Below are 13,580 nucleotides of genomic sequence, written 5' to 3'. Positions count from 1 at the left end.
ACAAATTACCTACAAGACTACAACAATCACAGATGCGACATGTGGCACCTGGTTATGATAAGGGTATATAGGATGTTGTAACTAATAATGCATAATAACAAACCCGGCCGAAACCGGGTTCAGAGATTGCGCCGTTAATTGCCTGATGCGCTGCGCTTATCAGCGCCTCCAACTAGCTATGTGATTTCAGTTAGTTGGAAAAGTGCGGCTGGATGCAGCATAAATGCCTTATCCGGCTTACAAAATAATGCAATTATTAGCACAACGGACGTACAGCTTCGCGCATCCCTTTTTCCAGAATCGCATCCAGGTCATTGGCCACCTGCTCTACCAGACCAGGCACTTGCGTCAGATCCTGCTCCCAGTGGTCTTTTTCTGCCAACACAATAGCAACCAGCGCCTGGGTGTCGATGACACGATCACGATGCTGACTCCACAATTGCTGATAACACTCCAGCCAGTGAGCATCATCCTGCACCGGATAGGTTTCACCGTTACGCTCACCGCGATAGAATGCAATCAGTGCCGCTAACGCGAAAGTGAGACGAGCCGGGAGTTTACCATTCGCCTTCTGCCCTGCCAGCAACTGCGGCAGGATGCGGGTACGGAACTTGGTCATACCGTTGAGCGCAATGGACAGCAACTGATGCTTAATGTACGGGTTACGGAAACGCCCGGTGACTGCACTGGCGAAAGATTCCAGCTCATCTCGCGGCAGATCCAGTACCGGAATAATCTCTTCATAAATGGCTTTTTCAACGAATGCACAGATTTCTGCATCGTTCATCGCTTCGCCTACAGTATCCAACCCAGCCTGAAACGCCACCGGCACCAGCGCGGTGTGAGCGCCATTAAGGATTGCTACTTTGCGCTCTTTATACGGTTTAATATCGTCAACAATCAGTACGTTGAGCGGATATTTATCCAGACGCAATTCAGACGCTAAGGATTTCGGTCCCTGAATCACAAACAGGTAAAAGTGTTCAGCGGTGTCGAGGAAACCATCGTGATAACCGAGTTCTTCTTCCAGTTTCGCTACTTCATCACGCGGATAACCGGTAACGATACGGTCCACCAGCGTAGAACAGAAGCTGTTAGCTTTATCCAGCCATTGAACAAACGCTTCCGGTAGCTGCCACTCTTGCGCATAACGCAGCACCAGTTCACGCAGCGCATCACCATTATAATCAATCAGTTCACACGGAATGATGATCCAACCTTTATCCAGCGCACCGTTGAAATGGCTAAAACGTTCGAACAGCAAACGCGTCAGTTTTGCCGGATAGCTTACCGCTGGCGCATCATCAAATTTGTCGCCTGCATGATAGCTGATGCCCGCTTCGGTGGTGTTAGAGAAGACGAAACGCATTTCCGGATTGTGCGCCAGCTTCAGGAATTCATCGTAGTCACCGTAGACGCTAATTTCACGGTTTACAGAACGAATCAAACGCGCATCGCTGACTGCTTCGCCCTTCTCATTCAGGCCACGAATAATGGTGGTGTACAAACCATCCTGAGTGCTAAGTGACGGCGGGAATGAAGTTTCAATCGGACGAACAACGACCACACCAGAATTCAGATCGGTGTGCTCATTCAGGAGATCAATTTGCCAGTCAACAAAGGCGCGCAGAAAGTTACCTTCACCAAACTGAATGATACGTTCTGGATACTGTGCACCGGGAAAATCGCGACGATTTAGTGTTTTCACAATGGGTTCCCTTTTGATTAGTCATACAACCTGCTTGAATTGGTATAACAGATTAGCAAACTTTAATACGCTGAACCCCTGTTTTGATCAACTCGTGGTGATTAATTAGCAGGTTTAAGAGAAAAATGTGGCGCAGATCATGGTTCTGACGGTATTTATTCAACCGCCAGAGTGGTAGAACACATTATTCTGAAACAGCGGAAAAATAATAAAGCTGTCAGACAACTTCCTCACCATAACGCATGGTGCTGGTGCGGTTACGCCCATCTTTTTTCGAGCGATAGAGACACGTATCAGCTTCAACCATCAATTTATTGAAGTCATCAGTTAGTGTACTGTATGAAGCACATCCACTACCGACACCGATGCTGACCGTAAGATAGAGCGTCTTTTGTTGCCAGGTAAAAGGTTGAAGTTCGACAGCTTTGCGGATTTTCTCCGCCATCAATAGACCATCGACAGGATTCACTGAAGGTACAGCAACGGCAAACTCTTCTCCCCCCATCCGCGCCACCAGCCCTTTATCGCCCACAATTTTCTGAATATGCTGAGCAAATACGCTTAAGACTTTATCGCCACATTCATGACCATAGTTGTCGTTAATGCTTTTGAAATAGTCGATATCAAGCAGCATGACGGTCAGATGTTGTGTCTGTTGCAGCGATGGACTTTTCAGCGCCTCATAAAGACCGGATCGTGAGTACACCTGTGTCAGAAAATCAAAATCGGCACGCAGAGAAACTTGCTTCATCAGTGAATTAATCGCCGCCACGCTAAAGGAAACCATAATTGGGCAAATGGCCATCGTGGCAATGCCCAGACGAGCGGAAAACATTTGCGGAATCGAGAACGGCGAACCAACAGCGATATCAATCACCGAATTAGCCACCAGCACGATTTCTACCGCTCCGGTGATAAAGGTCAACAGACACGTAGCCTGTGGCGTATAGCGCACCGCACACCAGATTAATGCCGGCAGCGGAAATGCCAGACTCCCTGCACCGCCAATCGCCACTGAGGCAATGACCGACACGATCAGCGCAATGACAGGCATCATCTGCTCTGCTTTAAAACGCGGTAATACTCCCGGAATTGCCAGCGTCAGCATACAAGGAACAATCAACACGCCTGTTGAGAATTGTTCACTAAACCAGTCAGCAAGCAAAGGCCAGAAATCAAGACTATCAATACTGACCGAACCAATCGCGCCGACGATGGCACATAATAAAGCGGCAATCAGACAGTAATTAAATAACCGTAAGGCACTTACTGGTTCATATTTATTTTTCCCCAGACGCTTATCCCGTACCACCAACAGAGCAACGGTCACAATAAACATCATATTGGATAAATTAATAACCAGCGAGACCAGCCCCCATTCGGTGGTCATGGCATCATAAGCCAGCATTGCCACGTAACAGATAGCATAGTAATGCAGACGATTAAGCCAGACATAGCGGGCAAATACCCCTGCCATTACACCATTGAGCGGCCAGAAAAGAGAGAGTTCATGAACCAGGCGTAGCTCTGCACCAATAAAATAGAACAGCGTCGTTAGCGCAAAAATTGCAATGCTATTACGTAGCAGATGACCTTCCTGGAACAAACGGAAAGTGGATATGGGGTGTACATACATTAATTATCTGTCCATACAATTGCGGATGGCAATTATCTCAACGCAATAAGTAAATTCTCATAAAGGATAGCATGTTCGCTGACAGCGGCGACAAGGAAAGATATCAGTCAGATGATCTTTTGGCTTTTACCACCATTCTTATGGCTGATTCATCTGTATAACCAGCCAGTGGTAGATAACCGTCACGATATAACGTTGTTGTTCCTCACTTAACGAAACACCCTGCGGAATGTCATGCCACTTAGCCAGACAACCACGGCAACAGGTCGCGGTGGCGTGCTGAGCGATAAACACCGGATGCCCACGCATGGGGGTTTGCTTACCATCGTTCGCCGGTAATGCCGGAGCAAGACGCTTAGCGACAAAATCCGCCGCATGTTGTTCTATAACCGGCGCGCCCTTCTCCAGACAATACTGACGCTCTTTCACGCCCAAACGAAAGCGGGAGCGAAATTTTGAACGGGATAAACGCGCGAAGAGTGGATCAAGTGACTGCATTAATAAACCGAGCGTCCTAATTGTTTCGTCAATTGTTCAAGTACTGCGATACCGGCAAGAGAGTTGCCCGCATCATCCAGTTCCGGGCTCCATACCGCGATAGCCATTTCATGCGGGACGATCGCAACAATACCGCCGCCAACGCCAGATTTCGCCGGAAGCCCCACTCGCCAGGCGAATTCACCCGCGTTCTGGTACATTCCGCTCGTTGCCATCAGCGCATTAATTTGCCGTGCCTGCATCGGCGTTACTACTGGCTCATCGATATGAAAAGCCTTCCCCTGATTCGCCAGAAAGACAAACGTCCGCGCCAGCTCAACACAACTCATTTTCAGTGCGCAGTAATGAAAGTAGTTTTGCAGAACGGTAGTTACATCATGATGGAAATTACCAAACGACTTCATCAGCCAGGCGATCGCCGCATTTCTCGCAGAATGTTCAAACTCGGAACGCGCCACCACCGTATCGTAGGCAATATCAGACACGCCGCTTAAGCCGCGCACCACTTCCAGCATACGCTGCCGCGGGGCGCTTAACCGCCCTTGCAGCATATCGCAGACGACCAACGCACCGGCATTAATAAACGGATTGCGTGGAATGCCCTGCTCCATTTCCAGTTGCACCAGGGAATTGAACGGCGATCCAGACGGATCTTTGCCGACGCGTTGCCAGATCTCCTCTTCGGAGTAATGACGCATAGCGACAACGAGACTGAGCACTTTGGAAATAGATTGAATGGAAAAACGTTCTTGCGCGTCTCCGGCCTGAAAAAGCTGCCCATCAACGGTACAAATGGCAATCCCCAGGCGGGAGCCATCGACGGTTGCCAGTGCCGGAATATAATCTGCGACTTTACCCTGACCAATTAGCGGCCGCACTTGCCGCAAGATGTTTTCTAAAATTACATTATCCATGGCGACAGCCACACTCTGCTCCTTGCTCGCAGGTCTGAAAAGACCTGCGAGTATAACAGAGCTAAATATGTGACGTCAGATCCGGTCTTTCCACACCGTCTGGATATTACAGAACTCATGTAAACCGAAATGGGAAAGCTCACGACCAAAACCACTCTTCTTCACACCACCAAAGGCGACTCGCGCATCGCTGGCGCAAAAACCATTGATAAACACGCCACCGCATTCCAGACGTGCTGCCATCTGTCTGGCTCGTGTTTCGTCAGCGGTAAAGATCGTCGCAGAAAGACCGAACTCGCTGTCATTAGCCAGTTTCAGCGCATGTTCCGCATTTTTTGCTATGGTGATTGCGGCAACGGGGCCAAAAAGCTCTTCACGAAACGCCGTCATTTCGGGGGTGACATTAGCCAGAACCGTTGGCGGATAGTAGTTACCTTCCCCTGCCATCTTTTCTCCGCCCAGTAACAAACGCGCCCCCTGTGCCAGTGTTTTTTCCACCTGATGATGTAGCTCATCACGCAAATCAAAACGTGCCATCGGGCCGAGATCGTTCTCTTCGTCACGTGGATCGCCCATTTTTAACGCCGCTGCAGCCGCTACGAAACGTTCGGTAAATGCCGAAGCAATTCCCTCTTCGATGATAAAGCGTTTTGCCGCCGCACATACCTGCCCGGTATTCTGATAACGTCCGATAACCGCAGCTTTCACGGCCAGCTCCAGATCGGCATCGTTAAGCACAATAAACGGATCCGAACCACCCAGTTCCAGTACGCATTTTTTTAGCGCTGCGCCGGCCTGTGCGCCAATAGCCGCTCCCGCACGGACACTGCCGGTCACCGTGACCGCTGCAATACGCGGGTCTTTAATCATCCGGCTGACACCATCGTTGTCAGCATTCAGCCAACCATATACGCCTTGTGGGATACCGGCATCTTGAAATACCTGGGCAATTAACTGTGCACAACCTGACACATTCGGCGCATGTTTAAGTAAGTAACTGTTACCCGCAAGAATGATAGGAACAGCACCGCGCATGACCTGCCATAACGGGAAGTTCCACGGCATAACCGCAAGGATTGTCCCCATTGGACGATATTCAATGACCGCTTGCTGGTTCTCAACCAGTGTAGGTTCAGCTTTCAGCATTGCCGGGCCATGCTCTGCATACCAGTCGCACAAATTCGCTGATTTCACCACTTCGGCACGCGCCTGTTTGATGGGCTTACCCATTTCACGGGTGATCATTTGCGCCATCTCTTCGCTACGCGTACGCAGAGCCTTAGCGATATCACGCAGTTTCTTCGCCCGGTAATCTATGCTCGTCTCGCGCCAGTCGCGATAGCCTGTCGCCGCAAGCTGAAGAGCGTTTTCAATATCGTCAGCACCAGCCCACGGCAGTGAAGAAAGTTGTTCACCATTGGCTGGATTTATCGAAATGGCATGGGTCGCCGGAGTGATGGTCATTGGGGTATCTCCTTCATGAGTCAGGGTAAAAAGATACGCAGATTTACTCTTACTTTAAAATGAATAATATTAAGCCACTTATTCACGAATTGAGAATACTATGGATCTAACCCAACTGGAGATGTTTAACGCCGTTGCTGAGGCAGGCAGCATTACCCAGGCTGCGGCAAAAGTGCATCGTGTACCTTCTAATCTCACGACCCGTATACGCCAACTGGAAACAGAACTCGGCGTTGAACTGTTTATTCGCGAGAATCAGCGGTTACGGCTTTCTCCCGCCGGGCATAATTTTTTACGCTATAGCCAACAAATTCTCGCGCTGGTGGATGAGGCGCGGAACGTTGTAGCTGGCGATGAGCCGCAAGGTCTGTTTTCTCTCGGGTCGCTGGAAAGCACCGCCGCTGTGCGTATTCCGGCAACGCTGGCTGAATTTAACCGTCGCTACCCTAAAATTCAGTTTTCACTCTCTACCGGCCCATCCGGCACCATGCTGGACGGTGTACTGGAGGGGAAACTGAATGCGGCATTTATCGATGGGCCAATCAGCCATACTGCCATCGACGGGATACCGGTTTACCGCGAGGAGTTGATGATCGTCACGCCACAAGGGCATATGCCAGTAACCCACGCCAGTCAGGTTAATGGCTGTAACATTTATGCCTTCCGTGCCAATTGCTCGTATCGCCGCCATTTTGAGCGTTGGTTTCATGCTGACGGCGCAGCGCCGGGGACTATTCATGAGATGGAGTCATATCACGGCATGCTGGCTTGTGTTATCGCGGGTGCAGGCATTGCGCTTATCCCTCGCTCTATGCTGGAAAGTATGCCAGGGCATCATCAGGTTGAAGCCTGGCCGTTAGGTGAGCAATGGCGTTGGTTAACAACCTGGCTGGTCTGGCGTCGCGGTGCGAAAACACGTCCGCTTGAGGCATTTATTGAGCTGCTGGATGTGCCAGACTAAGCATGATGAAAAAATTTTCTGCTCTGTATGTTGTACCTGCCACTCACGCAGTAGTTGGCACAACATGAAGCGGCAAAACGCGACACAGGTCACAAAGTCATTGTATTCAGATCATTAACCGTTTTAAGATCATTTCATTACCTTTTCGCAACTCACCCGATAATCTGTTATGACAACGAATATTGTTTCCCGCAAAGTGGCGTGGCTACGGGTAGTTACGCTGGCAGTCGCCGCCTTTATCTTCAATACCACTGAATTTGTTCCTGTTGGTCTGCTTTCTGACATTGCGCAAAGCTTCCATATGCAAACCGCACAAGTCGGTATCATGTTGACCATTTATGCGTGGGTAGTGGCGCTAATGTCACTGCCTTTTATGCTAATGACCAGTCAGGTCGAACGCCGCAAGCTGCTGATCTGCCTGTTTGTGGTGTTTATCGCCAGCCACATCCTGTCGTTTTTATCGTGGAGTTTTACTGTTCTGGTGATCAGCCGTATTGGCGTAGCTTTCGCTCATGCTATTTTCTGGTCGATTACGGCGTCACTGGCGATCCGTATGGCACCCGCCGGAAAGCGAGCGCAGGCATTGAGTTTAATTGCCACCGGCACAGCACTGGCAATGGTATTAGGTTTACCTATCGGGCGCATTGTGGGGCAATATTTCGGCTGGCGAACGACATTCCTCGCGATCGGTATCGGGGCGCTTCTTACCCTTCTGTGCCTCATCAAGCTACTGCCATTACTGCCCAGCGAACATTCCGGCTCATTAAAAAGCCTTCCGCAACTGTTCCGCCGCCCGGCATTGATAAGCATTTATTTGCTGACTGTGGTGGTCGTTACCGCCCATTACACGGCATACAGCTATATCGAACCTTTTGTGCAAAACGTTGCGGGATTCAGCGCCAACTTTGCCACGGCATTGCTGTTGATGCTCGGTGGCGCGGGCATTATTGGTAGCCTGATTTTCGGTAAGCTTGGTAACCAGTATGCATCTATTCTGGTCAGTGCTGCGATTGCGCTGTTGCTGGTGTGCCTGGCGTTACTGTTACCTTCGGCAAGTAGCGAGATACACCTCGGCGTACTGAGCATTTTCTGGGGGATCGCGATGATGATCATCGGGCTTGGGATGCAGGTTAAAGTGCTGGCGCTGGCACCGGATGCCACCGACGTTGCGATGGCGCTATTCTCCGGGATATTTAATATTGGCATTGGTGCCGGGGCGCTGGTGGGTAATCAGGTCAGTCTGCACTGGTCAATGTCGATGATTGGTTATGTGGGCGCAGTTCCGGCACTCGCCGCATTGATATGGTCGATCATAATATTCCGCCGCTGGCCTGTGGCACTCGAAGAACAGACACGATAATTGGAAGGCCCGAACGCGGTGCCGGATTCGGCGGGAACGCCTTATCCGGCCTACAAAACCACGCAAATTCAATACATTGCAGAGATCAGGCCTGATAAGCGTAGCGCATCAGGCAATTTTGCTTTTGTTATCAGTCTCAAAGGCCCATTCGGGCCTTTTTTAATGGTAAGTTTTAATAATTTCCAGGATGCCGTTAATAATAAACTGCACACCCATACAAACCAGTAAGAACCCCATCAGGCGGGAGATCGCTTCAATTCCTCCCTTGCCCACCAGCCGCATAATGGCACCAGAGCTACGCAGACTTCCCCATAAAATGACCGCCACCAGGAAAAAGATCAGCGGCGGCGCAACCATCAGTACCCAGTCCGCGAAAGTTGAGCTCTGACGCACAGTGGACGCCGAGCTAATGATCATCGCAATGGTTCCCGGCCCGGCGGTACTTGGCATTGCCAGCGGCACAAAAGCAATATTGGTGCTGGGTTCATCTTCCAGTTCTTCCGATTTACTTTTTGCCTCCGGAGAGTCCGTTGCCTTTTGCTGTGGAAAGAGCATACGAAAACCGATAAACGCAACGATTAGTCCGCCTGCAATCCGCAGACCGGGAATCGAAATGCCGAAGGTATCCATCACCAGTTGCCCGGCGTAATACGCCACCATCATGATGGCAAATACATACACTGAGGCCATCAACGACTGGCGATTACGTTCAGCACTGTTCATGTTGCCCGCCAGACCGAGAAACAACGCTACGGTAGTAAGCGGGTTAGCTAACGGCAGTAACACCACCAGCCCCAGACCAATCGCTTTAAACAAATCTAACATTGGTGATTGTTATCCTGTGTCTCTTAGTTATCAGCGAAAAGTATAAAGGGTAAACAAGGAGAAAGTTTCACTCTTTAACTTTCCTTGCATTGCGCTGACCAAAACTTGAACCGATTTAGCAAAACGTGGCATCTGCCAACCCATTCATTTGACTTATACTTGCCTGGGCAATATTATCCCCCGCAACTAATTACTTGCCAGGGCAACTAATGTGAAAAGTACCAGCGACCTGTTCAATGAAATCATCCCATTGGGTCGCTTAATCTATATGGTTAATCAGAAGAAAGACCGTCTGCTTAACGATTATCTGTCACCGCTGGATATCACTGCGGCACAGTTTAAGGTGCTCTGCTCTATCCGCTGCGCAGCGTGCATTACACCGGTCGAGCTGAAAAAAGTGTTGTCGGTCGACCTGGGAGCACTGACCCGTATGCTGGATCGCCTGGTCTGTAAAGGTTGGGTGGAACGGTTGCCTAACCCGAATGACAAGCGCGGCGTGCTGGTAAAGCTCACCGCCAGCGGCGCGGCAATATGTGAACAATGCCATCAATTAGTTGGCCAGGACCTGCATCAAGAATTAACAAAAAACCTGACGGCGGACGAAGTGGCAACGCTTGAGCATTTGCTTAAGAAAGTCCTGCCGTAAACAAAAAAAGAGGTATGACGATGTCCAGACGCAATACTGACGCTATTACTATTCATAGCATTTTGGACTGGATCGAGGACAACCTGGAATCACCACTGTCACTGGAAAAAGTGTCAGAGCGTTCAGGTTACTCCAAATGGCACCTGCAACGGATGTTTAAAAAAGAAACTGGCCATTCATTAGGTCAATACATCCGCAGCCGTAAAATGACGGAAATCGCGCAAAAGCTGAAAGAAAGTAACGAGCCAATACTCTATCTGGCAGAACGTTATGGTTTCGAGTCCCAGCAAACCCTGACCCGCACCTTCAAAAACTATTTTGATGTTCCGCCGCATAAATATCGGATGGCGAATATACAGGGCGAATCGCGCTTTTTACATCCATTGAATCATTACAATAGTTAGTTAAAACGTGACAACGTCACTTGAGGCAATCATGAAACCACTTTTATCCGCAATAGCAACCGCGCTTATTCTCTTTTCCGCGCAGGGATTTGCGGAACAAACTACGCAGCCGGTCGTTACTCCCTGCGGCGATGAAGTGATTGTTCCTCCATCGCAGGAACAACCCCCTTTCGATTTAAATCACATGGGGACAGGCAGTGATAAGTCGGATGCGCTGGGCGTGCCTTATTATAATCAACACACCATGTAATTAATTCTGGCCCCGGGATATCGGGGCTTATTAGCCTCTCACCTTCACCGCTTTACGCCAGCGCAAACCAAACACATTGATATACAGCCCACCCATTATCAGCACCGCACCGAAAAATTGCAGACCCGTTAATCGTTCATCCAGCAATAATGCCGCACTTGCCAGACCAACTACCGGCACCAGTAACGATAACGGTGCAACACGCCAGGTTTCATAGCGACCCAGCAGCGTCCCCCAGATCCCATAACCGACAATTGTCGCCACAAACGCCAGATACATCAGAGACAAAATGGTGATCATGTCGATAGTGACCAGGCTGTGAATCATGGTTGCAGAACCATCGAGAATGAGTGAAGCGACAAAGAACGGAATAATGGGAATTAATGCACTCCATATCACCAGCGACATCACCGCCGGACGCGATGAATGCGACATGATCTTTTTATTGAAGATGTTGCCACACGCCCAGCTAAATGCTGCCGCCAGGGTCAACATAAAGCCGAGCATCGCTACATGCTGACCGTTCAGGCTATCTTCGATTAACACCAGTACACCAAAAATCGCTAAGGCGATCCCCGCCAGTTGTTTGCCATGCAGTCGCTCACCGAAAGTAAACGCGCCAAGCACGATAGTAAAAAACGCCTGAGCCTGTAATACCAGCGAGGCCAGTCCAGCCGGCATACCGAAGTTAATGGCGCAGAAGAGAAAGGCAAACTGCGCAAAACTGATGGTTAAACCATACCCCAGCAGTAAATTCAGCGGTACTTTCGGCCGTGCGACAAAAAAGATAGCCGGGAAAGCGACCAGCATAAAGCGCATACCGGCCAGCATCAGCGGTGGCATGTTGTGAAGTCCCACTTTGATGACCACAAAATTAAGCCCCCACACCACCACAACCAGTAGCGCCAATAACCCATCTTTTCGCGACATTCTACCGCCTCTGAATTTTCATCTTTTGTAAACAATCAACTTAGCTGAATTTACTTTTCTTTAACAGTTGATTCGTTAGCCATCGTTTCCGACGGCATTAATGGCAAATAAGTCGCTATACTTCGGATTTTTGCCATGCTATTTCTTTACATCTCGAAAACAAAACATAACAAAACGCACCGCCGGACAGCCAAATGAACTTATCCCTGAGACGCTCTACCTGCGCCCTTCTCGCCTCATCGTTGTTATTAACCATCGGACGGGGCGCCACGCTACCGTTTATGACCATTTATTTGAGTCGCCAGTACGGTCTGGGAGTCGATCTGATCGGTTATGCGATGACAATTGCACTAACCATCGGCGTGGTTTTTAGCCTTGGATTTGGCATTCTGGCGGATAAGTTCGACAAGAAACGTTATATGTTACTGGCAATTACCGCCTTCGCCAGCGGTTTTATCGCCATTCCCCTGGTGGACAGCGTAACGCTGGTGGTGCTGTTCTTTGCTCTCATCAACTGCGCCTATTCCGTTTTTGCTACCGTGTTGAAAGCCTGGTTTGCCGATAATCTTTCATCCACCAGCAAAACGAAGATCTTCTCGATCAACTACACCATGCTCAACATTGGCTGGACCATCGGCCCACCGCTCGGCACGCTATTGGTGATGCAAAGCATCAATCTGCCCTTTTGGCTGGCCGCCATCTGTTCCGCGTTCCCCATGCTTTTCATTCAAATTTGGGTAAAGCGCAGCGAGAAAATCATCGCCACAGAGGCGGGTAGCGTCTGGTCGCCAAAAGTTTTGTTACAGGATAAAGCTCTGCTGTGGTTCACCTGCTCTGCCTTTCTTGCTTCTTTCGTGAGCGGTGCTTTTGCCTCGTGCATTTCACAATATGTGATGGTGATTGCTGATGGCGATTTTGCCGAAAAGGTGGTCGCGGTTGTTCTTCCGGTTAATGCTGCGATGGTGGTTACGTTGCAATATTCCGTGGGTCGTCGCATTAATCCGACCAACATTCGCGCATTAATGACGGTGGGCACCCTCTGTTTTGTCGTCGGTCTGATCGGGTTTATCTTTTCCGGCAACAGCCTGCTACTTTGGGGAATTTCAGCCGCGGTATTTACCCTCGGTGAGATCATTTATGCCCCTGGTGAGTACATGTTGATTGACCATATTGCGCCGCCGGGGATGAAAGCCAGTTATTTTTCCGCCCAGTCATTAGGCTGGCTTGGCGCAGCGATAAATCCACTGGTGAGTGGTATCGTGCTCACTACCATGCCGCCTTCCTCGCTGTTTGTCATCTTAGCGTTGGTGATCATTGCGGCGTGGATGCTGATGTTAAAAGGTATTCGCACCAGAACGTGGGGGCAGCCGGTGCTTTGTTGACGGACGAGCCGTGCCAGTGTGGTACGGCGCTGCGGATTATTTTCCTGCGACAACGGCGATTAATACGCGTACAGGATTATCTGCAAAATTCGGCTTTTAACATCGATAAAATTGCCGAGCTGACGGGGTTTGGTAATTCAGCGTTACTGCGTCATCATTTTCACCAGCGTTTTTTATTATCCCCTTCACAATATCGGAAAAACAACCGACCACCATCACATTAACCACCTAATTCAGCCTTCGTTTAGGTTACCTCTGCTAATATCTTCCTCATTGAGATGAAAATTAAGGTAAGCGAGGAAATACACCACACCATAAACGGAGGCAAATAATGCTGGGTAATATGAATGTTTTTATCGCCGTACTGGGAATAATTTTATTTTCTGGTTTTCTGGCCGCGTATTTCAGCCACAAATGGGATGACTAATGAACGGAGATAATCCCTCACCTAACCGGCCCCTTGTTACAGTTGTGTACAAGGGGCCTGATTTTTCTGACGGCGAAAAAAAACCGCCAGTAAACCGGCGGTGAATGCTTGCATGGATTGATTTGTGTTTTGCTTTTACGCTAACAGGCATTTTCCTGCACTGGTAGCGGATCGC

Annotated in this window: 15 protein-coding genes and 1 pseudogene; 9 read left to right on the top strand and 7 right to left on the bottom strand. The window is 49.5% G+C overall.

Going from position 1 to position 13,580, the window contains the following annotated elements:
- Positions 1-256: 256 nt before the first annotated feature.
- From uxaB to sad, 5 genes are all read right to left on the bottom strand, one after another.
- Positions 257-1,708, bottom strand: a complete 1,452-nt coding sequence (uxaB, locus tag A31E_RS15055; RefSeq protein WP_016248689.1) for a tagaturonate reductase — start codon at positions 1,706-1,708, stop codon at positions 257-259.
- 217 nt (positions 1,709-1,925) lie between these two features.
- Positions 1,926-3,344 (bottom strand): sensor domain-containing diguanylate cyclase, encoded by a 1,419-nt coding sequence (locus A31E_RS15060; RefSeq protein WP_001516364.1) that lies wholly within the window; start codon positions 3,342-3,344, stop codon positions 1,926-1,928.
- A 138-nt stretch (positions 3,345-3,482) separates the two neighbouring features.
- Entirely contained in the window at positions 3,483-3,842 is a 360-nt protein-coding gene (locus A31E_RS15065; protein WP_016248688.1) for a DUF4186 domain-containing protein, read from the bottom strand.
- On the bottom strand, positions 3,842-4,768 hold the full coding sequence (glsB, locus tag A31E_RS15070; RefSeq protein WP_000257432.1) for a glutaminase B: 927 nt from the start codon (positions 4,766-4,768) through the stop codon (positions 3,842-3,844). The genes A31E_RS15065 and glsB overlap by 1 nt, the downstream gene beginning before the upstream one ends.
- 63 nt (positions 4,769-4,831) lie before the next feature.
- Positions 4,832-6,220 carry a succinate-semialdehyde dehydrogenase gene (gene sad / locus A31E_RS15075; RefSeq protein ID WP_001516363.1) on the bottom strand — a complete coding sequence of 463 codons (1,389 nt, stop codon included), beginning with the start codon at positions 6,218-6,220 and terminating at the stop codon, positions 4,832-4,834.
- A gap of 100 nt (positions 6,221-6,320) precedes the next feature.
- Between sad and ptrR the strand changes: the two genes are divergently transcribed.
- Entirely contained in the window at positions 6,321-7,181 is an 861-nt protein-coding gene (gene ptrR, locus A31E_RS15080) for a putrescine utilization regulator PtrR (RefSeq protein WP_016248687.1), read from the top strand.
- Between the two features lie 169 nt (positions 7,182-7,350).
- Complete coding sequence (gene ydeA, locus A31E_RS15085; protein ID WP_000210461.1) at positions 7,351-8,541, top strand: L-arabinose MFS transporter; 1,191 nt, start codon at positions 7,351-7,353, stop codon at positions 8,539-8,541.
- 159 nt (positions 8,542-8,700) lie between these two features.
- Here the strand turns inward: ydeA and marC are convergent, their stop codons facing one another.
- A complete protein-coding gene (marC, locus tag A31E_RS15090) occupies positions 8,701-9,366 on the bottom strand; it encodes an NAAT family transporter MarC (RefSeq protein WP_000885037.1) in 666 nt (221 codons plus the stop codon).
- Between the two features lie 211 nt (positions 9,367-9,577).
- Between marC and marR the strand changes: the two genes are divergently transcribed.
- Genes marR through marB form a run of 3 tightly spaced genes read left to right on the top strand, consistent with a single transcriptional unit; the run spans position 9,578 to position 10,666 of the window.
- Complete coding sequence (gene marR, locus A31E_RS15095; protein ID WP_000843428.1) at positions 9,578-10,012, top strand: multiple antibiotic resistance transcriptional regulator MarR; 435 nt, start codon at positions 9,578-9,580, stop codon at positions 10,010-10,012.
- Positions 10,013-10,032: 20 nt separating this feature from the next.
- The gene (gene marA / locus A31E_RS15100) at positions 10,033-10,416 is read left to right on the top strand and encodes an MDR efflux pump AcrAB transcriptional activator MarA (protein WP_000091195.1); all 384 of its coding nucleotides are present in this window, start codon (positions 10,033-10,035) and stop codon (positions 10,414-10,416) included.
- Positions 10,417-10,447: 31 nt separating this feature from the next.
- A complete protein-coding gene (gene marB / locus A31E_RS15105) occupies positions 10,448-10,666 on the top strand; it encodes a multiple antibiotic resistance protein MarB (RefSeq protein WP_000803534.1) in 219 nt (72 codons plus the stop codon).
- Between the two features lie 30 nt (positions 10,667-10,696).
- On the opposite strand, the gene eamA is transcribed toward marB, so the two are convergent.
- Complete coding sequence (eamA, locus tag A31E_RS15110; RefSeq protein ID WP_000087186.1) at positions 10,697-11,596, bottom strand: O-acetylserine/cysteine exporter; 900 nt, start codon at positions 11,594-11,596, stop codon at positions 10,697-10,699.
- 194 nt (positions 11,597-11,790) lie between these two features.
- On the opposite strand from eamA, the gene ydeE reads away from it, so the two are divergent.
- From ydeE to mgtT, 4 genes and pseudogenes are all read left to right on the top strand, one after another.
- Positions 11,791-12,978 (top strand): efflux MFS transporter YdeE, encoded by a 1,188-nt coding sequence (gene ydeE, locus A31E_RS15115; RefSeq protein WP_001054142.1) that lies wholly within the window; start codon positions 11,791-11,793, stop codon positions 12,976-12,978.
- 41 nt (positions 12,979-13,019) lie between these two features.
- Positions 13,020-13,202: pseudogene (locus A31E_RS26750) on the top strand (helix-turn-helix domain-containing protein); the annotation flags it as partial.
- A 107-nt stretch (positions 13,203-13,309) separates the two neighbouring features.
- Positions 13,310-13,405, top strand: coding sequence for a protein MgtS (gene mgtS, locus A31E_RS15120; RefSeq protein WP_000901364.1), 96 nt, complete (start codon positions 13,310-13,312; stop codon positions 13,403-13,405).
- Complete coding sequence (gene mgtT, locus A31E_RS26210) at positions 13,405-13,509, top strand: protein MgtT (RefSeq protein ID WP_214678605.1); 105 nt, start codon at positions 13,405-13,407, stop codon at positions 13,507-13,509. The genes mgtS and mgtT overlap by 1 nt, the downstream gene beginning before the upstream one ends.
- Positions 13,510-13,580: the final 71 nt, after the last annotated feature.

The organism is Escherichia sp. KTE159, assembly GCF_000408805.1.
GTDB lineage: Bacteria > Pseudomonadota > Gammaproteobacteria > Enterobacterales > Enterobacteriaceae > Escherichia > Escherichia marmotae.
Note: the sequence above shows the minus strand (reverse complement) of the source record. Positions and strands in the feature narration are given on the sequence as shown.